At 70.6% G+C, this 22748-nt stretch carries 20 protein-coding genes; 8 read left to right on the top strand and 12 right to left on the bottom strand.

Annotated elements, in window-relative coordinates; genetic code table 11:
• Positions 1-69 precede the first annotated feature (69 nt).
• The 5 genes from ileS to argC are packed head-to-tail and all read right to left on the bottom strand — an operon-like array spanning position 70 to position 7484.
• The gene (ileS, locus tag ACIBW6_RS22110; RefSeq protein ID WP_399062594.1) at positions 70-3204 is read right to left on the bottom strand and encodes an isoleucine--tRNA ligase; all 3135 of its coding nucleotides are present in this window, start codon (positions 3202-3204) and stop codon (positions 70-72) included.
• Positions 3205-3251: 47 nt separating this feature from the next.
• Positions 3252-4397: an acetylornithine transaminase gene (locus tag ACIBW6_RS22115; RefSeq protein ID WP_399062596.1), complete on the bottom strand. Its 1146-nt coding sequence runs from the start codon at positions 4395-4397 to the stop codon at positions 3252-3254.
• A 38-nt stretch (positions 4398-4435) separates the two neighbouring features.
• Positions 4436-5311, bottom strand: a complete 876-nt coding sequence (gene argB / locus ACIBW6_RS22120) for an acetylglutamate kinase (protein WP_399062122.1) — start codon at positions 5309-5311, stop codon at positions 4436-4438.
• Positions 5308-6459 (bottom strand): bifunctional glutamate N-acetyltransferase/amino-acid acetyltransferase ArgJ, encoded by a 1152-nt coding sequence (argJ, locus tag ACIBW6_RS22125; protein ID WP_399062124.1) that lies wholly within the window; start codon positions 6457-6459, stop codon positions 5308-5310. Before argJ ends, argB begins: the two co-directional genes overlap by 4 nt.
• The gene (gene argC, locus ACIBW6_RS22130) at positions 6456-7484 is read right to left on the bottom strand and encodes an N-acetyl-gamma-glutamyl-phosphate reductase (RefSeq protein WP_399062126.1); all 1029 of its coding nucleotides are present in this window, start codon (positions 7482-7484) and stop codon (positions 6456-6458) included. Before argC ends, argJ begins: the two co-directional genes overlap by 4 nt.
• A gap of 296 nt (positions 7485-7780) precedes the next feature.
• On the opposite strand from argC, the gene ACIBW6_RS22135 reads away from it, so the two are divergent.
• On the top strand, positions 7781-8020 hold the full coding sequence (locus ACIBW6_RS22135; RefSeq protein WP_399062128.1) for an MbtH family protein: 240 nt from the start codon (positions 7781-7783) through the stop codon (positions 8018-8020).
• 60 nt (positions 8021-8080) lie between these two features.
• On the opposite strand, the gene ACIBW6_RS22140 is transcribed toward ACIBW6_RS22135, so the two are convergent.
• Entirely contained in the window at positions 8081-9418 is a 1338-nt protein-coding gene (locus ACIBW6_RS22140; protein WP_399062130.1) for a lysine N(6)-hydroxylase/L-ornithine N(5)-oxygenase family protein, read from the bottom strand.
• A 359-nt stretch (positions 9419-9777) separates the two neighbouring features.
• Between ACIBW6_RS22140 and ACIBW6_RS22145 the strand changes: the two genes are divergently transcribed.
• On the top strand, positions 9778-10539 hold the full coding sequence (locus tag ACIBW6_RS22145; RefSeq protein WP_399062132.1) for a thioesterase II family protein: 762 nt from the start codon (positions 9778-9780) through the stop codon (positions 10537-10539).
• Positions 10540-10567: 28 nt separating this feature from the next.
• Here ACIBW6_RS22145 and ACIBW6_RS22150 read toward each other — a convergent pair whose 3' ends face one another.
• Positions 10568-11671, bottom strand: a complete 1104-nt coding sequence (locus tag ACIBW6_RS22150) for an IS701 family transposase (RefSeq protein WP_399062134.1) — start codon at positions 11669-11671, stop codon at positions 10568-10570.
• A gap of 341 nt (positions 11672-12012) precedes the next feature.
• Between ACIBW6_RS22150 and ACIBW6_RS22155 the strand changes: the two genes are divergently transcribed.
• Positions 12013-12612: a TetR family transcriptional regulator gene (locus ACIBW6_RS22155; RefSeq protein ID WP_399062136.1), complete on the top strand. Its 600-nt coding sequence runs from the start codon at positions 12013-12015 to the stop codon at positions 12610-12612.
• Here ACIBW6_RS22155 and ACIBW6_RS22160 read toward each other — a convergent pair.
• Both ACIBW6_RS22160 and ACIBW6_RS22165 read right to left on the bottom strand, forming a co-directional pair.
• A complete protein-coding gene (locus ACIBW6_RS22160) occupies positions 12609-13556 on the bottom strand; it encodes an NAD-dependent epimerase/dehydratase family protein (protein WP_399062138.1) in 948 nt (315 codons plus the stop codon). The genes ACIBW6_RS22155 and ACIBW6_RS22160 overlap by 4 nt on opposite strands.
• A gap of 7 nt (positions 13557-13563) precedes the next feature.
• On the bottom strand, positions 13564-14175 hold the full coding sequence (locus tag ACIBW6_RS22165; RefSeq protein ID WP_399062140.1) for a ScbR family autoregulator-binding transcription factor: 612 nt from the start codon (positions 14173-14175) through the stop codon (positions 13564-13566).
• Positions 14176-14379: 204 nt separating this feature from the next.
• Here ACIBW6_RS22165 and ACIBW6_RS22170 point away from each other — a divergent pair, with 204 nt between their 5' ends.
• From ACIBW6_RS22170 to ACIBW6_RS22180, 3 genes are all read left to right on the top strand, one after another.
• On the top strand, positions 14380-15267 hold the full coding sequence (locus ACIBW6_RS22170; RefSeq protein ID WP_399062142.1) for a ScbA/BarX family gamma-butyrolactone biosynthesis protein: 888 nt from the start codon (positions 14380-14382) through the stop codon (positions 15265-15267).
• 360 nt (positions 15268-15627) lie between these two features.
• Complete coding sequence (locus ACIBW6_RS22175) at positions 15628-17136, top strand: phage/plasmid primase, P4 family (RefSeq protein WP_399062144.1); 1509 nt, start codon at positions 15628-15630, stop codon at positions 17134-17136.
• Positions 17133-17537: a DUF6009 family protein gene (locus tag ACIBW6_RS22180; RefSeq protein ID WP_399062146.1), complete on the top strand. Its 405-nt coding sequence runs from the start codon at positions 17133-17135 to the stop codon at positions 17535-17537. Before ACIBW6_RS22175 ends, ACIBW6_RS22180 begins: the two co-directional genes overlap by 4 nt.
• Before the next feature lie 275 nt (positions 17538-17812).
• Here ACIBW6_RS22180 and ACIBW6_RS22185 read toward each other — a convergent pair whose 3' ends face one another.
• Entirely contained in the window at positions 17813-18529 is a 717-nt protein-coding gene (locus ACIBW6_RS22185; protein ID WP_399062148.1) for a DUF4232 domain-containing protein, read from the bottom strand.
• A gap of 450 nt (positions 18530-18979) precedes the next feature.
• Here ACIBW6_RS22185 and ACIBW6_RS22190 point away from each other — a divergent pair, with 450 nt between their 5' ends.
• Positions 18980-19441 carry a hypothetical protein gene (locus ACIBW6_RS22190; protein ID WP_399062150.1) on the top strand — a complete coding sequence of 154 codons (462 nt, stop codon included), beginning with the start codon at positions 18980-18982 and terminating at the stop codon, positions 19439-19441.
• A 40-nt stretch (positions 19442-19481) separates the two neighbouring features.
• Entirely contained in the window at positions 19482-21398 is a 1917-nt protein-coding gene (locus ACIBW6_RS22195) for a hypothetical protein (protein WP_399062153.1), read from the top strand.
• A 22-nt stretch (positions 21399-21420) separates the two neighbouring features.
• Here the strand turns inward: ACIBW6_RS22195 and ACIBW6_RS22200 are convergent, their stop codons facing one another.
• Together ACIBW6_RS22200 and ACIBW6_RS22205 are read right to left on the bottom strand one after the other, a co-directional pair.
• The gene (locus ACIBW6_RS22200) at positions 21421-21699 is read right to left on the bottom strand and encodes a hypothetical protein (RefSeq protein WP_399062155.1); all 279 of its coding nucleotides are present in this window, start codon (positions 21697-21699) and stop codon (positions 21421-21423) included.
• A complete protein-coding gene (locus ACIBW6_RS22205) occupies positions 21696-22661 on the bottom strand; it encodes a DMT family transporter (protein ID WP_399062157.1) in 966 nt (321 codons plus the stop codon). Before ACIBW6_RS22205 ends, ACIBW6_RS22200 begins: the two co-directional genes overlap by 4 nt.
• Positions 22662-22748 lie beyond the last annotated feature (87 nt).

Genomic DNA, 22748 nt, shown 5'->3' on the forward strand with positions numbered 1-22748 from the left:
TGATCCGCGGACATGAAGGGGGTGGCCCCGCCGGAGTTCCCGGCGGGGCCACCCCCTTGGTCGTGGGGACTATGCCTTGCGGAGGCGGAAGGTGAGGTGCAGGCCTTCGTCGGTGAAGGGTTCGCCGTAGGTGTCGTCCGCCTCGCCCTGGGCGAAGTCCGTCGCCAGGACCTCGTCGGCGATGAGGCGGGAGTGTTCGGAGAGGGCGGAGATCACTGCGGGGTCGGTGGAGGTCCAGCGCAGGGTGATGCGGTCGGCGACGTCCAGGCCGCTGTTCTTGCGGGCTTCCTGGATCAGGCGGATCGCGTCGCGGGCCAGTCCTGCCTGGCGCAGTTCTTCGGTCAGTTCGAGGTCGAGGGCGACGGTGGCGCCGGAGTCGGAGGCGACCGACCAGCCTTCGCGGGGGGTTTCGGTGATGATGACCTCGTCGGGGGCGAGGGTGAGGGTCTCGCCGTCGATCTCGACCGACGCGGTGCCCTCGCGCAGGGCGAGGGAGAGCGCCGCCGCGTCCGCCGCGGCGACGGCTTTCGCGACGTCCTGGACGCGCTTGCCGAAGCGTTTGCCGAGCGCCCGGAAGTTGGCTTTCGCGGTGGTGTCGACCAGGGAGCCGCCGACTTCGGCGAGGGTGGCCAGCGAGGTGACGTTGAGTTCCTCGGTGATCTGGGCGCGCAGTTCGGGGGAGAGCGTTTCGAAGCCTGTTGCGGCGATCAGGGCGCGGGAGAGGGGCTGGCGGGTTTTGACGCCGGATTCCGCGCGGGTGGCGCGGCCCAGTTCCACCAGGCGGCGTACGAGGTCCATCTGGGTGGACAGGGTCGGGTCGATCGCCGACGGGTCGGGCTGGGGCCACGAGGACAGGTGGACCGATTCGGGGGCGTCGGGGGTGACGGGGGTGACGAGGTCCTGCCAGACGCGTTCGGTGATGAAGGGGGTGAGGGGGGCCATCAGCTGGGTGATGGTCACCACTACGTCGTGCAGGGTGCGCAGGGCGGCTTTGTCGCCTTGCCAGAAGCGGCGGCGGGAGCGGCGGACGTACCAGTTGGAGAGGTCGTCGACGAAGGTGGACAGGAGTTTGCCGACGCGCTGGGTGTCGTACGCCTCCAGGGCCTGGGTGACGTCGGTGGTGAGCTGGTGGAGTTCGGACAGGAGCCAGCGGTCCAGGACGGTGCGCTGGGCCGGGGCCGGGTCCGCCGCGCTGGGCGCCCAGCCCGCGGTGCGGGCGTACAGGGCCTGGAAGGCGACCGTGTTCCAGTAGGTGAGGAGCGTCTTGCGGACGACTTCCTGGATGGTGCCGTGGCCGACGCGGCGGGCTGCCCAGGGGGAGCCGCCGGCGGCCATGAACCAGCGGACGGCGTCGGCGCCGTGGCGGTCCATCAGTGGGACGGGGTCGAGGGTGTTGCCGAGGTGTTTGGACATTTTGCGGCCGTCCTCGGCGAGGATGTGGCCCAGGCAGACCACGTTCTCGTAGGAGGACTTGTCGAAGACGAGGGTGCCGATGGCCATCAGGGTGTAGAACCAGCCGCGGGTCTGGTCGATGGCTTCGGAGATGAACTGGGCGGGGTAGCGGGACTCGAAGAGTTCCTTGTTCTTGTAGGGGTAGCCCCACTGCGCGAAGGGCATCGAACCCGAGTCGTACCAGGCGTCGATGACCTCGGGGACGCGGGTGGCGATGTGTGTGCAGCCGTCGTGGGTGCAGGGGAAGGTGACAGCGTCGATGTAGGGGCGGTGGGGTTCGAGCCGGGACTGGTCGGTGCCGGTCAGTTCGGTCAGTTCCGCGCGGGAGCCGACGCAGGTGAGGTGGTCGTCCTCGCAGCGCCAGATCGGCAGGGGGGTGCCCCAGTAGCGGTTGCGGGACAGGGCCCAGTCGATGTTGTTGTGCAGCCAGTCGCCGAAGCGGCCGTTCTTGACGGTGTCGGGGAACCAGTTGGTCTTCTCGTTCTCCTCAAGGAGACGGTCCTTGACGGCCGTGGTGCGGATGTACCAGGACGGCTGCGCGTAGTAGAGCAACGCCGTGTGGCAGCGCCAGCAGTGCGGATAACTGTGCTCGAAGTCCGCGTGGCGGAAGAGCAGGCCGCGGGCCTGGAGGTCCTTGAGGACGGTGGCGTCGGCGTCCTTGAAGAACTGGCCGCCGACGAGCGGGACGTCCTCCTCGAAGGTGCCGTCGGTGCGGACCGGGTTGACCAGGGGCAGACCGTAGGCCTTGCAGACCTTGTAGTCGTCCTCGCCGAAGGCCGGGTTGGTGTGGACGAGTCCCGTTCCGGCCTCGGTCGTGACGTGCGAGCCGTTCAGGACGATGTGGGCGCCCTCCATCGGTACGGCCCGGAAGGGAGGACGGTAGCTCCAGCGCTCCATCTCGGCGCCGGTGAACGACTCGCCGGTCGTCTCCCAGCCCTCGCCGAGCGCGGTGGCCAGGAGCGCCTCGGCGACGACCACCTTCTCCTGTCCGTCGGTGGCGACGACGTAGGTGATGTCGGCGCCGGCGGTGACGGCGGTGTTGGTGATCAGGGTCCAGGGCGTGGTGGTCCACGCGATCAGGGAGGCCTGGCCGGCCAGCGGGCCGGAGGTGAGGGGGAAACGGACGTAGACCGAGGGGTCGACGACGGTCTCGTAGCCCTGCGCCAGCTCGTGGTCCGAGAGGCCGGTGCCGCAGCGCGGGCACCACGGGGCGACACGGTGGTCCTGGACGAGCAGGCCCTTGCCGAAGATCTCCTTCAGCGACCACCACACCGACTCGATGTACTGCGGGTCCATCGTGACGTACGCGTCGTCGAGGTCGACCCAGTAGCCCATGCGGGTCGTCAGGTCGGCGAAGGCGTCGGTGTGCCGGGTCACGGACTCGCGGCACCTGTCGTTGAACGCGGCGATGCCGTACGCCTCGATGTCCTTCTTGCCGCTGAAGCCGAGCTCCTTCTCGACCGCCAGCTCCACCGGCAGGCCGTGGCAGTCCCAGCCCGCCTTACGAGCCACGTGGTAACCGCGCATGGTACGGAAACGCGGGAAGACGTCCTTGAAGACGCGGGCCTCGATGTGGTGGGCGCCCGGCATCCCGTTCGCGGTCGGCGGGCCCTCGTAGAACACCCACTCGGGGCGCCCCTCGGACTGCTCCAGGGTCTTGGCGAAGATCTTCTGCTCGCGCCAGAAGTCGAGCACCGCGTGCTCGAGGGCGGGCAGATCGACCTGGGCGGGCACCTGGCGGTACTGCGTCATCATGTTCCTTCGGCGAGTCTGGGCAGGCAGGTCCGGTCTCGGGCGGGCTACGCGGCCCGTGTGCCGGTCATGTCGTGGAGGACGGCGGACACGGCCCGGAGAAAGGTCCGCACCTCGGTGTCGGAGACGGTCAGCGGCGGGGCGATCCGCAGCACGTCCGGGCCGATGGCGTTCACCAGGATTCCTTCGGCCGCCAGAGCGTCCTCGACGGCCTTGGCGTGAGGGCCGGTGAGCGCGACGGCCAGCAGCAGTCCCCGGCCGCGGACCTGCGCGACCCACGGGTGGCGCAGCGCCTCGATCCCGGTGCGCAGGCGGTCACCCTGTTCCCGCGCCGCCCGCAGGAGGCCGTCCCGCTCGATGGTGTCCAGTACGGCGAGGGCGGCCGCGCACGCGACGGGGTTCCCGCCGAAGGTGGAGCCGTGACTGCCGGGGCCGAGCAGCTCCGCCGCGCGGCCGAAGGCGAGGGCCGCTCCGAGGGGGAGGCCACCGCCCAGCGCCTTGCCCAGCGTGAGGATGTCGGGGTCGGCGTCGGCCTGGTGGGCGAACCAGTGCCCGGTGCGCCCGATGCCGGTCTGCACCTCGTCGAGTGCGAGCAGGGCACCGGCGGCCCGGGTGATCTCGCGGGCGGCCCGCAGATAGCCGTCCGGGGGCACGATGACGCCGCCTTCACCCTGGATGGGTTCCAGGATGACCATGGCGGTGCGCCGGCCGACCGCAGCCGCCAGGGCTTCCACGTCACCGAAGGGGACGTGGCGGACGCCGCCCGGCAGCGGTTCGAAGGGCGCGCGTTTGGCGGGCTGTCCTGTCAGGGCGAGGGCGCCCAGGGTGCGGCCGTGGAACGATCCGGCGGCGGCGACGATCTCGGGGCGGCCGGTGAGCCGGGCCATCTTGAACGCGGTCTCGTTGGCCTCGGCCCCGGAGTTGCACAGGAAGGTGCGTGCCTCGCGGCCGGTGAGCCGTTGCAGGGCCTCGGCCAGGTGCAGGGCGGGCTCACTGATGTAGAGGTTCGACACGTGGCCGAGCCGCGCGATCTGCCGTGTGACGGCGTCGACCACCGCGGGGTGGGCGCTGCCCAGGGCGTTGACGGCGATGCCGCCCACGAAGTCGAGGTAGGTGTTGCCGTCCGCGTCCCAGTACCGCGTGCCGGACCCGCGGGTGAGTGCGGTGCGCGGCGTCCCGTAGGTGGGCATCATGGCGTCGGTCCAGCGCCGGCGCAGGGTGGCGTTGGTCGTCACGACGTGGCTCCTGAGTCATCGGGCAGGACCGTGGTCCCGACGGGGCGGTCGGTCAGCATGGCGGTGAGGATCGCCCCGGGGTCGCGTCCGTCGATGACGTGTGCGCTGCGGACGCCGCCCCGGACCGCGTCGAGGCACCCGCGCATCTTGGGGACCATGCCGGAGGAGAGGCCGGGCAGCAGGTCCTCCAGTTCCTTCGCGCTGAGCCGCTCGTGGACGTCCTCGGTGTGCGGCCAGTCGGCGTACAGTCCGGCGACGTCGGTGACCAGGAGCAGCTTCGAGGCGCGCAGGGCGGTGGCGAGGGCCGCGGCCACGGTGTCGGCGTTGACGTTGTAGACCCGTGCGTCCTCCGCGCTGCGGGCGATGGACGACACGATGGGGATCAGGCCGTCGGCGAGCAGACTCTCCAGGAGCTGCGGCGCGACGTCGGTGATGGCTCCCACTCTGCCGATGTCGACGAGTTCACCGTCGATCTCGGGCCGCAGACGGGACGCGACGAGCATGTCGGCGTCTTCTCCCGTGATGCCCACGGCGAGCGGGCGGTGCTCGTTGATCAGGCCGACGAGTTCACGCTGGACGACGCCGGCGAGCACCATGCGTACGACGTCCATGGCGTCCTCGGAGGTGACGCGCAGGCCGTTCCTGAACTCGGATCCGATGTTCCTGCGGCGCAGTTCGCCGCTGATCTGCGGGCCGCCGCCGTGGACGACGACCGGTCTGAGGCCGGCTTCGTGCAGGTGCACCACGTCGCGGGCGAAGTCACGGCGCAGGCCGGTGTCCACCATGGTGCTCCCACCGAGCTTGATCACGGCGATCTCGCCCAGGGTGTCGACGCGCCGGCCGGTGGCGGAGGTGAGGGGAAGAGTGCTCATGAGGCGTAGGCGCTGTTCTCGTGCACGTAGGTCACGCTGAGGTCGTTGGTCCAGATCGTGGCGCGGGCGGACCCGGCGGACAGGTCGGCGGTGACGACGACGTCCCGTCCGGTGAGGTCGACGCCGGACCGGTCCTCGCCGATCGTGCCGCCCTTGCAGACCCATACGTCGTTGATGGCCACGTTCAACAGGTCGGGGTCGAATTGGGCCTGCGTGGTGCCGATGGCGGACAGGACCCGGCCCCAGTTGGGGTCCTCGCCGTAGAGGGCGCACTTGAACAGGTTGTTGCGGGCGATGGACCGGCCGACGTCGACGGCGTCCTGTTCGCTCGCGGCGCCGACGACGTCGATGCGGATCTCCTTGGTGGCGCCTTCGGCGTCCGCGATCAGCCGGCGGGCCAGGTCGGCGCAGACCTCTCGCACGGCTTGCGCGAAGACCCGGTCCGCGGGGCGGACGGTGCTCGCACCGGACGACAGCAGGAGCACGGTGTCGTTGGTCGACATGCAGCCGTCGGAGTCGATGCGGTCGAAGGTCACGGCGACGGCGTCACGGAGCACGGCGTCCAGGGTGGCGGCGGGTACGTCGGCGTCGGTCGTGAGGACGACGAGCATGGTGGCGAGCCCGGGTGCCAGCATGCCGGCGCCCTTCGCCATGCCCACGACGCTCCAGCCGTCCGCCTGGACGACGGCCGTCTTGTGCACGGCGTCGGTGGTCATGATGGCGATCGCGGCGTCCTCGCCGCCGGCGGTGGACAGCGCCGCGGCGGCGCGTTCCGCTCCGGCGAGCACGTGCTCCATGGGCAGCCGGGTGCCGATGAGGCCGGTCGAGCAGACCGCCACCTCGTCGGCGGGGATGTCGAGGAGGGCGCTCACCTCGGCGGCGGTCCGCTCGGTGTCCGCCCGTCCGGCCGGGCCGGTGCAGGCGTTCGCACCACCGGAGTTGAGGATCACGGCCGATATCCGGCCGTCCGCCAGGGCCTGTCGCGACCAGGTGACGGGGGCGGCCACGACGCGGTTGGAGGTGAAGACGCCGGCGGCCGCCCTGCTGGGCCCCTGGTTGACGATCAGCGCGAGGTCGGGGGCGCCGGTCTCCTTGATGCCGGCGGCGACGCCGGCCGCGACAAAGCCTTGCGGCATCGTGATGCTCATGGTGCGACTCCTGTGGTGGTGAGCCCGGTGGCTTCGGGAAATCGGTGGACGATGTTCATGCACTGAACGGCGTTTCCGGCGGTTCCCTTGGTGAGGTTGTCGATGGCACCGACGGCGGTGAGGCGCCGCAGGTCCGCATCGAGCCCGATCTGCAGGTGCAGGGCGTTCGAACCGAGCACGGAGGCCGTGCTCGGCCACTGGCCCTCGGGCAGGAGCCGCACGAAGGGTTCGTCCGCGGTGTGCTCCGTGTAGGCCGCGCGGATGCCCTCGGCGGTGGCGTGGTCGCGGACCTGGACGCCGCACAGGGCGAGGATGCCGCGGGTCATCGGCGCGAGCACCGGCGTGAAGGACACCTCGACCGGCGCGCCCGCCACGGCCGCCAGGTTCTGCCGCAGTTCCGGGGTGTGCCGATGGGTACCCGCCGTGCCGTACGCGGTGGCCGAGCCCATGACCTCGCTGCCCAGCAGATGCGGCTTGAGGGCCTTGCCCGCTCCGGAGGTTCCCGTGACGGCGACGATGTCCACGGCCGGCTGCGCCAGGCCGGCGCGGAAGAGGGGGGCCAGGGCGAGGGTGACGGCCGTCGGGAAGCAACCCGGCAGGGCGATGCGGCGGGCCGTCCGCAAAAGCTCGCGCTGGCCGGGCAGTTCGGGCAGGCCGTAGGGCCAGGTCCCGGCATGCTCACTGCCGTAGTAGCGGGTCCACGCGGCGGCGTCCTTCAGCCGGAAGTCCGCGCCGCAGTCGATGACCAGGGGGATGTCGTCGAGGTCCTTGCCGAGTGCGGCGGAACCGCCGTGCGGCAGTGCCAGGAACACCACGTCGTGGCCCTGGAGGGTCTGGCGAGTGGTGGCTTCCAGCGTCCGCTCGGCGAGTTGGGGCAGGTGCGCGTGGATGCTTCCCAGCCGCTGACCGGCGCTCGCGGCCGCGGTGAGCGCCCCGATGCGTACCTCGGGGTGATGGAGCAGAAGCCGCAGGATCTCACCTCCCGCGTAGCCACTGGCTCCAGCCACTGCCACTCGCAGGGTCATTCGTCCCCCTCCCGCCGTCCGTCGGGCGGACAGCGGTCTAAGAATTCACGGTAGGCATGACGCGCATTGCATGTGCACCGAAATACAACACCCTATGGCAGGCATTCCGGAAAGCATGGGCGCCGAATGATGCCCTGTCCTGTCCACAGGACACACGTCTATTGCACGCCCGGCCGGGCGACTGCCAAGCTGACGTCTGAACCAGGTTTCCGGAGGCGGCATTTGTGCGGCACAACACCTGGTGACATAGCGGCGTCTCGCACAGTTCCCATCTCTGTCTACGTCCTGGAGGGACTATGAGCAGCAACCCTTTCGACAACGATGAGGGACGGTTCTTCGTCCTCGTGAACGACGAGGAACAGCATTCCATCTGGCCGACGTTCGCGGATGTCCCCGCGGGCTGGCGCGTGGTGTTCGGTGAGAGCGGCCGCCAGGAGTGCCTGACGTACGTGGAGGAGAACTGGCTGGATCTGCGTCCCAAGAGCCTGCGGATCGCCATGGAGAGCGACGTCACGATGGTCACCAGCGCCTCCTAGGGCGTCACAGCAGAAGGGGCCGGGCACCGATGGGTGCCCGGCCCCTCCCGCGTGCGCGGCTCAGCCGGCGGTGGCGACCCGTTCGTCCGCCGGCAGCTCCAGCTCCTGCTCGATGAGGCGGAAGCCGAGGATCGAGTCGGCTATCTCGCCGCTGCGGGTGGCGAGGTTCGACAGGAGCGACGACGTCAGGCCGTGGGTGTGCTCGGTGCCGCCCTGGAGGTAGACCCGGCCGTGGGGCTCGCCGGAGGCCGTGACCAGACGGTAGTCCCGGGCGATCTGGTGCTTGCCCTGCGCGTCGCGCAGGAAGTGCGCGTCGTAGTCGCCGAGCAGCCGCGCCGGGTCCATGGCGTGGTAGCCGGTGGCGAACACGACGGCGTCCACGTCCAGTTCCCTCGCCTCTCCCCGGGTGAGGGTCAGGCGGGTGTGCTCGCCGACCCGCTCCACCGCGCCGACCCGCGTCAGGTTGAGGAAGTGCAGCCGCTGGTCCCCGCTGACGGCCTCGTCGTACGAGCGGCGGAAGAGGTCCCGGATGACGTCGTCGTCGACGACGGAGTAGTTGGTGTTCTTGTGGTAGTCCCAGAAGGCCTGCCGGGCGGAGTCGGTGCCGAAGTAGTAGTCGTCGACCGCGGTGGGATCGAAGACCTGGTTGGCGAAGGGGGTGTCGTCGGCGAGCGCGTAGCCGTACGAGGGGATGACGGAGTACACCTGCGCGTGCGGCAGTTCGTCGTGGAAGAAGCGGGTGATCTCCGCCGCGCTCTGCCCGGCTCCGACGACGGCGACGGAGTTGAGGCGCGCGGGGTCCGCGGCGCGGTACTTGGTGAGGAACTCGGAGCTGTGCCACACCCGCTCGTCCCGTGCGACGTTCTCGGGCAGCCGGGGGGCCAGGCCGGTGGAGACGACCACGTTGCGGGCGCGCACCACGCGTACCGACCGGTCACCGGTGTGCCGTACCTCGACCTCCAGGCACCCGTGCGGTCCGGCCGGGTCGGTGACCGGGCGGATCGCGGTGACCTCGTGGGAGTAGCGGACCTGGTGGCGGAAGCCGGCGGCCACCCACTCCAGGTACTGGTGGAACTCCCGGCGGGTGGGGAAGAAGTCCTGGTTGTTGACGAAGCGGGCCAGGCGGCCGGCGCCATGGAGGAAGGAGACGAAGCTGTACTTCGAGGTGGGGTTGCGGAACGTCGCCAGGTCCTTCAGGAAGGAGATCTGCATCGTCGCGGACGGGAGCAGCATGTTGCGGTGCCAGCCGAAGTCGTCCTGCCGCTCGAAGAAGAGCGCGGAGACCGGGTTGCCGGACGAGCCCTGGCCCAGCTCCTCGAGCGCGACGGCGAGAGAGAGGTTGGAGGGGCCGAATCCGATACCCACTACATCGAAGGTGTCCGCCGAAGTTGCATCCATGGAAAATTCTCCCGATTCGATGACGTGAGAACGCCACACATCACTCCGGTCATGTTGGTGGCTCGATGGCGTATCGAGTCAGGAATGCCGCAATTCTCGTGCAGATCTCTGGTGTCCGCACCAGGCCAATGACCATGCCTCACCCGGAGATTCCTCTCCCACCGTCTGCAGCACACCCTTCCCCACGCTAAGGACGCCCGGCCCGGCAGTGCAAGGGCGAGCCCCACCGGTGCAGATGTCCCGTCGACAGGACGCACGGGATCCACCGGGACGGAACACAATGCGGGTGATTTCCGAATGCGCCGCTAAGGTCTGCGGGTTGGGAATTGATGTGTCCGGCAGCGAAGGGCGGCTCTGTCATGCTCGATCTGTGCGCCAGTGAATGGGTGAAGCGGCATCCCAGTGCCGTCGCGCCGCGGCTGCGTCTGTTGTGCCTGCCCCACGCGGGAGGCTCGGCGGCCTTCTTCCACTCATGGGGGCGGCAGTTCGGCGACGACGTCGAGGTGCTCGTCGCGCGCTACCCGGGCCGCCATGACCGGATCGGCGACCCGGTGGTCACCACCATGGACGGTCTCGCCGACCAGCTCTGCGCCGCGCTGCGGGGCTTCACCGATCTCCCGCTGGCGATCTTCGGGCACAGCATGGGCGCCTCGCTCGGATACGAGACGGCGCTGCGGCTGTGGCGGCGGTACGGCGTCCGGGTGAGCGCTCTGCTGGTCTCCGGACGCACTCCGCCGGACGTGGCCGACGACACCCTGCCCGATCCGGACGACGTGGACGCGGTGCTGGCCGAGGTCCGCCGGCTGGGCGGGACCGATGCCGGGCTCCTGGACGATCCCGACCTGCGCGAGCTCGTCCTGCCCGCGCTGCTCGCCGACTTCAAGGTCGTGCACGGCTACCCGCCCCGGGAGTGCGTGGCCCTGCCGTCCCCGGTCGTCGCCTATCTCGGCGACGCCGACCCCGACGTGGGGGCGGAGCTCATGCGGGGGTGGTCCAGAGCCTCCTCGGTGGACTTCTCCCTCACGGTCCTGCCCGGCGACCACTTCTATCTGGTGGGCCAGCGCGACCGGCTCGTGCGCGACGTCCGTGCGCGCCTCGACGCCCTGAGAGCCGGTCTGTGAAGGGGCCCCGCAGGCCGCGGAGCACGGCTCACACGGTTTCGTAGGCGCGGCTCACCTGGCTCCACGCGCAGGCCGCGGAGACCAGGGTCATGTAGTGGTGCCACCCCGGGTAGGACCTGCCTTCAAAGTCCGCAAGACCGAAGTCCGCCTCGAGACCTCTGATGAGCCGCGCCGAGTCGTCGAGGCGCCCGGCCAGCAGGTACATGCGCCGGCGGTCGCGGATGTTGCTGAGCCACAGCTGCGGCCTGCGGCTGCCACCGGCCGGCCTGACGGTCATGAGCTGGAGCGAGGGGCTCGTGCCCGGGTAGGGCATGAGCCGGACTGTGGCGGTCGCCATGGCCGGGGGCGTGAGCCAGTCGGCCGCGGGATCGGGCGACTCCTCGCGTGCCCGCTGGCCGGCCTCCCAGAGCTGGCCCGCCCGCACCGTGGCCCCGCGTTCGGTCCGCAGCCGCACCGTCGCGGGTACGGCCAGGACGAATTCCCTGCCGCGCAGGGTGAGTCCCTTGACCAGGGAGCCGATCTCGTCCGCGTCGACGAAGTTGCCCACGACCGGCAGCCCCGCGGTGGCCGCGCGGTCCTGTGCGTCGACCAGGTCGAGAGCTTGCTGGGCGGCTGTCCTCGCGGACACCTCGGCGGGGACACGTGTGCGCGCGCGGCCGGCTTCGTTCTCGGTCCACGCGGCGGGCAGGTGCAGGGCCCAGTCGGCGGGGGCGATGTGGTGGCGGCCCGCGAGCATGGCGGCGATGCCGAGCTGGCAGGAGCCGACGCCCTGGCCGGGGATGTAGCGGGCGTGGACGCCGCAGGACTGGCTGCCCCGCTTGGGCAGGTAGGCCATGTCGATGACGAGGCTGTCCGCGGTGTGGTGCCGCAGGATCCAGCGTGCGAGGTGGTCACGGACCGGGCCCCAGTCCCAGGGGCTCGCGTTGACGAACTGGTGCAGGCTCTGGGAGGCGCTGGCCGAGGCGCCGAGCGCCTCGGCCATGCGGCGCAGCGTCTTCTTGCCCGGCGTGGTCAGCAGCCCCTCCAAGTACGTGCTGGCCCACCGGCGCTGGTCCGCACGCGGAAGTCCGACGAACAGCTCGGCGGTGAACGCGCGAAGCTGCTGCTGTCTCTGCGGCGTGAGTCCGTCCACGAGATCCTCCCCCTTCTGTGCGCCGGCGTTCCACCGGCACACGAAAAGAATAACGATCGACCCTTTTTTTTCCAGTGGCGGGGTGCCCTCCGACGCAACTTCAGGAAGTCGGCGCACTATCGCGACAGTTGGGCTAGTTTGGCCGCTACCCGGTACCCCTTCGTCCCCCACGGACCGCAGGCGCGCGGAAAGATCCTTCAGCTTCGGCAACTCTGTGTTGCTGTGTGCTCGGACGGCGCTACACACTGCAGTCCCCGCAGGCAGCGGGAGTGAAGGCGGGGCCCCCGCCCAAGACAGCCGACGGCGGTCCCCACCCGTCATGACTCGACGCCGGAGACAACATGGCCAAGCGACAGGTGCGTGCGACCAAGACGCGGGCGATCCTGCTGGAAGCCGCCGCGCACCACTTCGACCACGCCGGCTACAACTCCACGTCCCTGGCCCAGGTGTGCGACACCGCGCAGATGTCGGTCGGCGCCATCACCTTCCACTTCGCGAGCAAGGCGGATCTCGCCGATGCGGTGGAGCGGGAGGGCCGGGAGCGCGCGGCGACGGTGCTGAAGGCTGCCGAGTCCGCGAACGCCCTGGTCCGGGCGGTGACCGAACTCGTCGTCGCGTTCGCCGACCTGTTGGAGCAGGACGTCATGGTGCGTGCGGCGCTGCGGCTGGCGCACGAGCGGTCGGCGGTGGACCTGCTGACGGCCGTCTGGCTGCCCACGGTCGCCGAACTGGTCCGGCGGGCCGATGCCGACGGCCTGCTGGGGGCCGACGTACTGGCCCAGCACGTGGTGGATCTCGCCGAGTACCTGGCCCGCGGCGCCGAGGCGCGGCGCCGCTCCTCCGCGGCCGCGCCGCGTGACAGCCGGCCGCTGAAGGAAGTGTGCGAGCTGGCCTTCCGGGGGGCGCAGCCCGGCGGTGCCGCGCCGAGCGGGGTGCTCTAGGCGGTGACGAGGCCGCGGTACCAGTCGGCGGCCCGGACGAGCTCCAGGTGGGGCGGGGGCCCGGGGTCGACACCGGCCCGGCGCCAGGCGGCTTCGCTGAGGTACCAGTGGTCCTGGGCGAGGAGATGGAACTGGCGTTCACTGATCCTTCCGTCGGCGGCGCGGAAGGCGGCGAGGCACCGGTCCCAGGACCATGACGCGGTGAGAGGGCCCAGCACACCGAGCTCGGCGAGGGACGTGAGCAGCTCCCTCGTGGTGACGGGACGCGGATGACTGGCGTGCAGGACGCCGGCCGGCAGCGGCTCGGCGCGCAGCGTCAGGGCGGTGATGAGGTCGGCGAGGCGGGCGACGGTGACGGCCGAGTGCCGGGACCGGCCGCCGTCCCACAGGGCCGGCACCCGCTCGGCGAGTTCCCTGAGCGCGGGGACGACCCAGCGGTCACCGGGGCCAAGGACCAGGCCGGGGCGGAGCACGGTCGCGCCCGCCGCGAGCGTGTGGCGCTCGGCTTCCAGACGGGAGGCGCTGGCCGGCGAGACGGGAGCGGGCTCGATCTCGTCGACGTCCAGTCCGTGGTGCGGCCCTCTGCCGTACACGGCGGCGGTGGACAGGTGGATGATCCGCGGGACCCGCGCCCGCCGCGCCTCCGCCATCAGGGCCGCGGTCCCTGCCACGTTGACGGTGTGGCACGTGCGCGCGTCCGGGCTCAGCGTGCCGCCCAGGTGCAGCAGGACGTCGGCGTCCTGGCAGGAGCGGGCCAGCGACGCGGGCGCGGACAGGTCCGCGGGGTGCCAGGCGTCCCAGGGGGCCGCCGCCCCCGTGTGTCTGGCCTCGCGTCCCAGCGCCGTGAGGTGGAGGCCGCCCGGCTGCGCGTCGCGGACCCGGGCCAGGCTGTGCAGCACGGCCGAGCCGATGAATCCGGTGGCCCCCGTCATCACTATGCGCATCGCGGCCTCATGCCTTCTCCGTGACGGGGAGCGAGACGGTGTGGAGCGAGACGGGCGGCGAGATGCGCAGCCGGTTGATGACGTCGTCCTGGGCGAGGGCGGGCAGGAAGTACCGCCACAGCGAGGCCACCCGCTCGACCAGGTCGTCGCGTCCGGTGGAGATGTTGGAGAAGATCTGCACCCCGGTGTAGGCGGCCATCAGCAGCGTGGCGAACTCCTGCTCGTCCACGCCGAAGCGGAGCTCGTTCTGGGCCCGCGCGGCCAGGAGCTGGCGGTGGAACTGCTCCGCCCACTCGACGTAGGCCGTGGCGTCGCGGCCGCCGCCGAACTCCTCCTGCTCCACCGCCAGTCGGACACTGGCGCGGAACCGGGCGTTGGTCTGCAGCTCACCGGCCAGGTGGAAGGTGATGTCGACGAGCCGCTGCAGTCCGTCCGTGCCGTCGGGCAGTTGGACGAACTGCTGCTGGCTGGCGACAACGGCCTCGGCGATGCCCTGCTTGGACTTGAAGTGGAAGTACATGCCCCCCTGGGTGACCTGGGCCCGCTCCATGATCATGCGGATGCTGGCCTTGGCGTAACCGACCTCGTCGAAAACCTCGGCCGCCGCCTGGAGGATCACCTCACGAGTCCGGACCGCGCGTTCTTGACGAACCTTTGACTTCACGGGTCCATCACTCCCTCGACAAAGAAAACGAACAACCCTTATTTTACAGATCAACGCGGCCAGCCCACGTTCGGGGCGGCCTCACCACAGGGGGTACAAGTGAACATGCTGGCTACAGCTGCGCGTTCTGAACAACCTGGGCTCGCCCTGACCACCACAGTGGCCAGAGAGTACGTACACCGGGCAGCACTGGCGGAGGTCTTCCTCACGGGCTGGCAGGAGACGGCTGCCGACACCTTCCGCGTCACCGCCCAGTGGCCCCGCTTCCACAGCTTCTACGCGGACGAGACCGGTCTGTACGACCCGATGCTGCTGTGCGAGACGATCCGCCAGACCTTCCCCCTGCTCGCGCACGCGGCCTACGGGATGCCGATGGGGCACTTTTTGAGCTGGAGCCGCTTCCAGTACTCGGTCAACCCGCAGGAGATGGACATACGCCAGCGCCCGGCCGAGCTCGAACTGCGTGTGCGCTGTCACGACATCAAGCGGCAGCGCGCCGTCCCCACGCGTATGTCGATGGCCATCGAGGTCTTCCGCGACGGCCAGCTGATGGCCGTCGCCGAGACCGGATTCGGGTGCCACGCCCCCGCTGTCTACGAACGCCTGCGGCGCGGCCGCACGGAGGCAGCGTCGCTCATGCAGGCCGCTGCGGTCTCGCTGCTCCCCGACACGGTCCCGCCCGCACAGGCCGGACGGGCCCGGCCCCGCGATGTCGTCCTGGCCGTGACCGACGCGCCGCGGGAATGGCTGTTGCGGATGGACACGGCCCACCCCATCCTGTTCGACCACCCGCTCGACCACGCCCCCGGCATGCTGCTCCTGGAGGCGGTCCGGCAGTGCGCCCACGCGGCGCTGAGCCGGACCGAACCCGCGGTCGTGAGCGGTATGGACGTCACGTTCAACCAGTACGTGGAGTTCGACTCCCCCTGCCGTGTGCGCAGTTCCGTGGGAGCCGCCGCGGGCCGGACCAGTACGACGGTGTCGGTCGAGGCGCACCAGTACGAGCGCCCCGCCTTCTCCGCGCTGGCCACCGTCGTACCCCTCTAGACCGCGAGAAGCCCCCCGCGCGATGCGCCGCCCGGCGGCCCGCGAGCAGCGCCCCCGACGGGGGCGCCGTTCGGTCCGCCGCGGCGCTTCACCCCTGCGCGGATTCAGTCGCTTCGGTCGCTGCCGGCCCGTGCGGGCGCGGCGGGCACGTGCTGCCAGCGACCGAAGCGACGCACAGCCGTACCTACCCGAACGCTGTGCTCTTCCGTCGCGGTCATGCCCCCGGCTGCGGTCTCCCCGAAGAGTTAACCTGTGCGCGCAACATATTCCGATGGTGCGTCGCTTTGGTCGCTGGGGGGAGCGTTACATGCTGGTTGAGCTGGGCGTACGACGTCCCCTCGCCCTGAAAGACGGCCGCCCGTGAACCACAACCACCCCGGCGAGGGGCAGTTCGACCCGGTGGCCATCGCCCAGCAGATTCTCGGCCCGCCCGCGCTGCCCGCCCAGAACCGGCCCGCACCCGCACCCGCCACCGGAGTCACCTCCTACGGACTGCTGCCCGACTCGCTGAGCGACCGCGGCAACGCCAAGCTGTTCGTGCACCTCTACGGCCGGGACTTCCGGCACGTCCCCGGGCTCGGCTGGTATCGCTGGTCGGGGTTCCGCTGGGAGACGGACGAGGACGACGCGGTCCTGTGGGCGGCCGGCGAGATGGCCGAGTCCCTCGCCGAGGAGGACCCGAGCGGGCGCCACTCCCCCACCGTGCTGCGCCGGCACCGCCGCCGCGCACTGTCGACGTCCGGCATGAAGGCCATGCTCATGCAGGCGAAAGCGGCCCCCGGCATGGTGCTCAACGCGGCGCTGCTCGACGCCGACCCCTATGCCCTGTGCACCCCCGACGGCGTCGTCGACCTGCGCACCGGCGTCCTGCAGAGCCCCGACCCGGACAAGCACCTGCACGCGCGCTCCACCGCGCTCGCCCCGCGCGCCATGGAGGCCCCGCGCTGGCAGCGCTTCCTCCTGGACACGTTCGGCGAGGACACCGACGGAAAGGAAATGATCGACTTCCTGCACCTGCTGCTGGGTTACTCCATCACCGGGGACGTCGGCGGGCAGATCATGCCTTTCTTGTACGGACAGGGAAAGAACGGCAAGAGCGTGCTGCTCGACGTCATGGTGAAGCTGCTCGGCGACTACGCGGACGCGGCGCCTCCCGGCTTCCTGATGGCCAAACCGTTCGAGGGGCACCCCACCGACCTGGCGGAGCTGCACGGGCGGCGGATCATCGTCTGCTCCGAGCTCAAGCCCGGTGACCGCTTCGACGAGGCCCGCGTCAAGCTCCTCACCGGCGGCGACCGCATCAAGGCCCGCCGGATGCGCCAGGACTTCTTCTCCTTCACGCCCACGCACAAGCTGTGGCTGCTGGGCAACCACCGCCCCGAGGTGAACACCGGCGGATACGCGTTCTGGCGCAGGATGAAGCTGATCCCCTTCGAGCGGGTCGTCGCCGACCACCGCAAGGTCGACAACCTCGCCGACGTCCTGGTCACCGAGGAGGGCCCCGCCATCCTGCACTGGCTCATCACCGGAGCCCGGCGCTACCTCACCGGAGAGCGGGACCTCACCGGTCCCCAGCAGGTGCGGACCGCGACCACCGCGTACGCGGAGACCGAGGACCACACCGGCCGGTTCCTCACGGAGCGCTGCACGCTGGATCCCGCCATGCGGGCGGAACAGGCCCAGCTGTACACGTCCTACAAACAGTGGTGCTCCCTGGAGGGTGCCAACCCCGTCTCGTCCAGGGCCTTCGCGGCCCGGGTACGGGAGACCGTCGGCCTCTCCTCCCCCAGAGAAATGATCTTGTCGAACCAGCGGAAGTACTATCCGGGTATCGGGCTGAACGCTGAGGCGGAGGAAGCAACAGCATGAGCTCCCTGATCGACCCCAGCCAGATCGCCCACGAACAGGACCTGATCTGGCTCGAGGACATCGACGCCCTCGACTACGTCCGCCAGAGCCTGGACCGGCTGCCCACCCGCCGCGGCCGGCCGGCCTACCACCGCGACGGCCGCATGGTCGGCTACGCGACCCTCTCCGCCGACGCCCGCGCGTCCCGCGCCTCGGGCACCTTCCTGCGCCGGGTCTTCTGGCTCCTCCCGCACGACCGCGACCAGCGGCCGGACGGGCTGTACGCGTCGGCGGCCCCCTCCGAGGCGGTCGACCCCCGCACCCTCGGTGCGGGCACCAAGGGGTACAAGACCGAGCGGTCCGAGGGCGGGCCCCCGTCCGACGCCATGCGCGAACTCGGCATCGAGCTGCCCAAGAGCTGACGGCCACCGGGCAGCGACCGAACGGCGTCACGCTGGTTCGCTCTGCCGGGTGGTGCGGAGGCTGCGGGTGTGGAGACCGGCGGTCCAGCGACGGGGACGCTTCGGTAGCTGCCGTCAGAAGCTGATGGAAACACCAGGTCAGAGCCGTAAGATCCCTGTGACAGCGACTCTAGCGACGCGAGTTCCGAACTATCAGCGCGAACCAGTGGTGCACATGTGAGTCATAGATGGAGACTCAGTCGCTTCGGTCGCTGCCGAGGGGTGCGGGCGCCGCGTCACTTCGTCGTGTGCGTGGGGTAGACCTGGACGTCCGTGTAGGCGCCCTTGATGGCTCCGGCGCCCGCGGGCCACTTGAGGGTGACCGGGTGGGTCTCGTTCGGGGGCGTCACGATGATGGCCGTCGGGGTCGTGAGGCCGTCGCCGCTGGGGTCGACGGTGTACGCGAGGTCGAAGATCGCGGCGTCGCCGGGCTTCAGGGTGGTGACGCGGGGCTGGGCCGGGCCGCGTTCGATCGGGCTGGAGGTGTGGTCCGCGTCCGTGATGTCGACGCCCGGGAAGCCCGTCGCCGAGCAGGTCCTCGACCCGCGGTTGACCATGGTGATGTCGATCCGGCCCTCGCCTCCGCCGGGCGCGGCGTCCACGGCGTCGATGGCCAGGTCCGCGGTCCTGCAGAACGTGATCTTGCTGCTGGTCCCGGTCGAGCCGTTCGCCGCACCGGCCTCGGTGTCCTTGCCGGAGCCCGCCCGGGCACTGCCCGCCGCTGCGTCACCGGACGTCGTGTCGCCCTGCGCCTTCGCGTCGTTGCCCGCGGACGCGGACGCGGGGGCGGACGCGTCCGCCGACGGGGACTGCTTCGACGCGGCGGACGACCCGGAGGCGGAGGAGCCCTTCGCGGACGTGTCCTTGCCCGTAGCTCCGCCGCCGCAGGCCGTGAGCGACAGGGTGGTGGCGACGGCGATGGCGGCGAGAGCGGTGGCGCGGGTGTACTTCACGGTGTTCCCCCAGAGTCTGCGCTGTGCTGCGGTCGAAAGTATTTGTACCGCGCACCGAGTCACAGGCGGCTCCCCGCCACGTCTTCGTTCTGTCACAGGCGGCGCAGAGTGTCTCTCTGTCACCAACGCCTGGTCCGGGCGCTGTTCTGGCACATCTCCTTCGGTCAAACGTTTTCGCAGGGGTGTGTGGAGGCGCCTTCCGGGCGCCCGGCCTGGTGCGCGCCGTGTCGGGCGCAGGTGTGTCGTGCCTGGCTTCGCGGCGCACGCGGACGACAGTGCGTCCGGGAAAGCGCGGGGTGCCTGCGCCTTGTGTGCGCGGAGGGGGGTGCGGGGAAGCTGGCGTGGCGCGGAGGCCAGGGGTGGCCGGGGCGGCGCCGTACCAGGGGGTGAGTCACTCGATCGGGCCCGACCGCCAGGCCGCGCGAACTCACGGAAGGCGGAGAGAGATCCATGACGTTCAAGAACATCTTCGACAGCGGCGGAAGTGAGGCGAAGTCCGCCGAGGACGCCGCGCGGAGCGCCGCCGGGCGAATTCCCGGCGCCCGGCCCGAACGGGAAGGCGTGGATCCGGAACTCTACGAGGGAATTCCGGATGCGGTGCGTGATCCGAAGATCATGCGGGAGACCTCGCCCGAGGCGCTCACCCTCGTGAACACCTTCCTCGCCCCTCTGTTCAAGAACACGCAGAGCGCCGGCGAGACGCAGCGGGCGGCCAGCGAGAGCCCGGGATCGACCTCCGATATGGCCTCGTCGTCCAAGGACACCTCCTTCAAGAAGGTGCAGGTGGAGATCGCGGAGCGGGACCGGCCGAAGGTGGGGGCCGAGGAGCGGGAGACGTTGCAGGGGAAGTCCGAGCAGGAGCCTCCTGTCACTCCGCCGGAGACCAACAAGCCCTCCGGCACCGAGCAGTGACGGTCGTCGCGTCCCGTCTGTACAAGGAGGCCGCAGAAGCATGGGTGAAGCCACCAAGAACAACGTGAGTACCGCGCACCTCGGTGAACGGTTCGTCCGCCACCCGCTGACCGGGCGGAACCTGAAGGAGCTCGGTGTCGCCGAGCGGGCGGCCGCCATCCTGGAGCGGGACAAGAAGAAGCTGGAGAGGCCGGCCGAGAAGAAGGATCCGGACGGCGCGGAGCGGTACGTCTCCCCCGTCGGCTTCTCCTTGAACCGCGGGCGGTTCGAGGGCTTCCCCGAGGAGCAGGCCACGGCGCACGAGCGGGGGTGGTACGCCTACATGACCGTGGGGGTGCCGCTCATCGAGGAGCGCGGGGACATCGCGCAGCCGCCTCCTGACGTGATCTCCAAGCAGACGTACGTGAACCGCACCGACCCCGTCGCCAAACACTGGTCGCACTCGGTCGAGTTCTCCATCACGAACACGATCAGCTGGTCCCTTCAGGGGCAGGTGCAGCTCACTTTCGGGGCGAAGGTCACCGCGGCCCTTCAGCAGCAGCTCCAGCAGAGCATGGCGGCCAACCAGTCCGAGAAGACCACCGTGAAGAACAGCAAGGACAACATCGGGATGGACAAGGAGTCCCAGTCGCAGTCGACGAACACGGCGACGGCGACCGGGACCGCCACGGGGACCGGGGAGCTGTCAGCGCAGCTGATGCTGGGCATCACCGGTTCGGTCAGCGGCTCGCTGAGCACCGCGTTCAAGACCACGTCCACGGTGAGCGGTGACGTGGCCAGCCGCGTCGACGTCCTGGCCACGCAGCGGCGCCAGGTGCGCCGGTTCGACTACGAGTTCCCCGTCTCCTTCGGCGGCTGGGTGGCTCTGTACTATCCCGAGCCCGTCAAGGTGAAGGAGGTCCGCCCGCAGGGGCCGCAGGACCGGCATCCGGAGTTCGCCCGGGTGATCGCCTGGAAGCTCGGGGAGACCGGCTCGGACAAGGCGACGTTCGACCTGAACGACGAGGAGAAGCCGTTCTTCCAGAAAGGGCAGGCCGAAGTCGTCTCCACGCTGGCCGGGGTGCACGAGGTCTTCGAGCTGGAGAACATCGACTTCGTCGAGAAGCTGCACCCGCTGCACAAAGTCTCCGGCAAGGAGAAGGAGAGCGAGAGGGAGCGGCCCGTCGAGCTCGCCTCCGGGCTGGGTTCGGGTGACGGACTCGCGGTGGACCCGCAGCAGCAGAAGGCGTACGTCACCGACCGCGGCGGCGGCAGGCTCCGTACGGTCGGTCTAGCCGACGGGCGCACCGAGTCGGTCCTGGAAGGGCTGGGCGACATCAATGACGTCGCGCTGGACCTGCCGCGCGGCAAGGCCTACTACGCCGACTACAGCGGCCGGCGCCTGTGCACCGTGGACCTGTCCGGCTCCGGTGCCGCGCGGCCGGTCGTGGTCGCCGAGGGCATGTACGCGTACGGGGTGGCGCTGGACCTGCCGGGCAGCAGGGTCTACGTCAGCGATCTCTCCGCCGGGAAGCTGATCGAGTACGACGTGAGCGGTGAGCGGGCGGTGAAGGAACGCACCTGGGACGTACCGCGGGCCGCGGGCGTGGCGCTGAGCGGGGGAAGGGCGTACGTCGGGCAGTACGACCGCGGGGAGTTGTACGAGGTCGAGCTGGCGGCGGACGAGGCGGCCGCCCGCGCGCCGAAGAGGCTGGCGACCCGTCTCGGGTACAGCGTCCGGGTGGCGGCGGGCGGGGCCGCGCACGCGTACGTGGCGGACTCGGCCGACGGATGGCTGTACGAGGTCGACATCGCGGACGGCGAGGGCAAGGGGCGCCGGCGGGTGGTGGCCGACGGACTCGGCACCGTGTGCGGTGTCGTGCCGGACCACGACCAGGGCTGTGTCTACGTCAGCAACCGGCAGGGCAAGCTGCTGCGGGTGTCCGGTGTGCTGCCCGGGGAGTCGGCGCGGGTCTAGTACCCGGCCGCGGCTGCCAGGGTCAGGAGCCCGCGCCCAGGAGGAAGCCGCCGCCGGTGACGATGATCTCGGCGATCACGAGGTAGTTCTCGTGGGTGCCGTAGCGGATCTGGAGGTCCTGCGAGACGAAGGCGCGGCGGGCTCCCTGGCCCTCCTCGACCGTGCCGCGGGCTTCCGGGTTGCGCGCGAGCATCCCGATGGCGCGGTCGACGATGCTGGCCTGCTCGTCGTTGAGGGCGCGGTACTCGTCCCGGGCCTGGATCGACAGGACGGGTTCGAGGGCGGTGGATGCGGCGTTCATCGTTCGATTGTCGCAGATCGGACCCGGCGGTCGGCCGGGTGCACGGGGGGCACGTCCGGGGGCGGGGCGGGGGCCTCGGTGACGCGGCGGCCCCAGAACGTGCCGGCCAGGACGAGTGCCGCGCCCAGCAGACCGGCCCAGCCGAGGCGGTCGCCGCCGAGCGCGATCCCGATGACGGCCGCCCACAGGGGTTCGGTGCCCTGGAGCAGGCTGACGCGGGAGGGGCTGGTGCGGCGTACGGCCCACAGCTGCACGAAGAAGGCGAGGAGAGTGCACATCAGGGCGAGGTAGAGGAGGTCCAGCCACTGCACCGCGCTGTAGTGCGCGGCCAGGCTCCAGGGCGTCGTACCGTCCAGGGGGGTGAGGACGGCGAACACGGCGACCGCGGTGGTGAGTTGCAGGCAGGTCAGTGCGGCGTCGTCGGTGGTGCGCACCGCGTGAAGGCGGTGCGTGGCCAGCACGTTCGCGGTGCGGGCGAGCGCGGCGAGCAGCATGAGCAGGTCGCCGGGGGACGGAGCGGTGAACCCGGCGCCCTGGGTCAGCAGCGCGACACCGCCGATGGACAGGGCCGCGGCGCCGGCGAGGCGGGGCGCCGGGGGCCTGCGGGCGACCGCGGCCTCCGCGAACGGCGTGAAGATCATGGTGAGGCTGATGATGAGCCCGGCGTTGGTGGCGGAGGTGTGGACGACGCCGTAGGTCTCCAGCAGGAACACCGCGGCCAGGATGGCGCCGAGGAGCAGGCCGCCGCGCAGTTCGGGCCGGGTGAGGGCGCGCAGGGCCCGGCGGGCGGCGAACGCCAGCAGCGGGATCGCGATGAGGAAGCGGAGCAGCAGCAGGCTCAGTACGGCGTCCGGGCGGGCGATGCCCTTGGTGGCGAGGTAGCTGGAGCCCCAGACGACGGCGACGAGCAGGACGGGCAGGTCGGTGAGCCAGGCCCGCGGTCGCGCGGTGGTGGTGGGCATCGGGAACTCTCCTCGGGGGGCGGTCAGGGGCGGGTCCGCCGGAAGAAGTATGAGCGGAGGAAGTGCGGGAGACGCCGCCGGGGCCCC

This window comes from Streptomyces sp. NPDC049813, assembly GCF_044465085.1.
Taxonomy (GTDB): domain Bacteria; phylum Actinomycetota; class Actinomycetes; order Streptomycetales; family Streptomycetaceae; genus Streptomyces.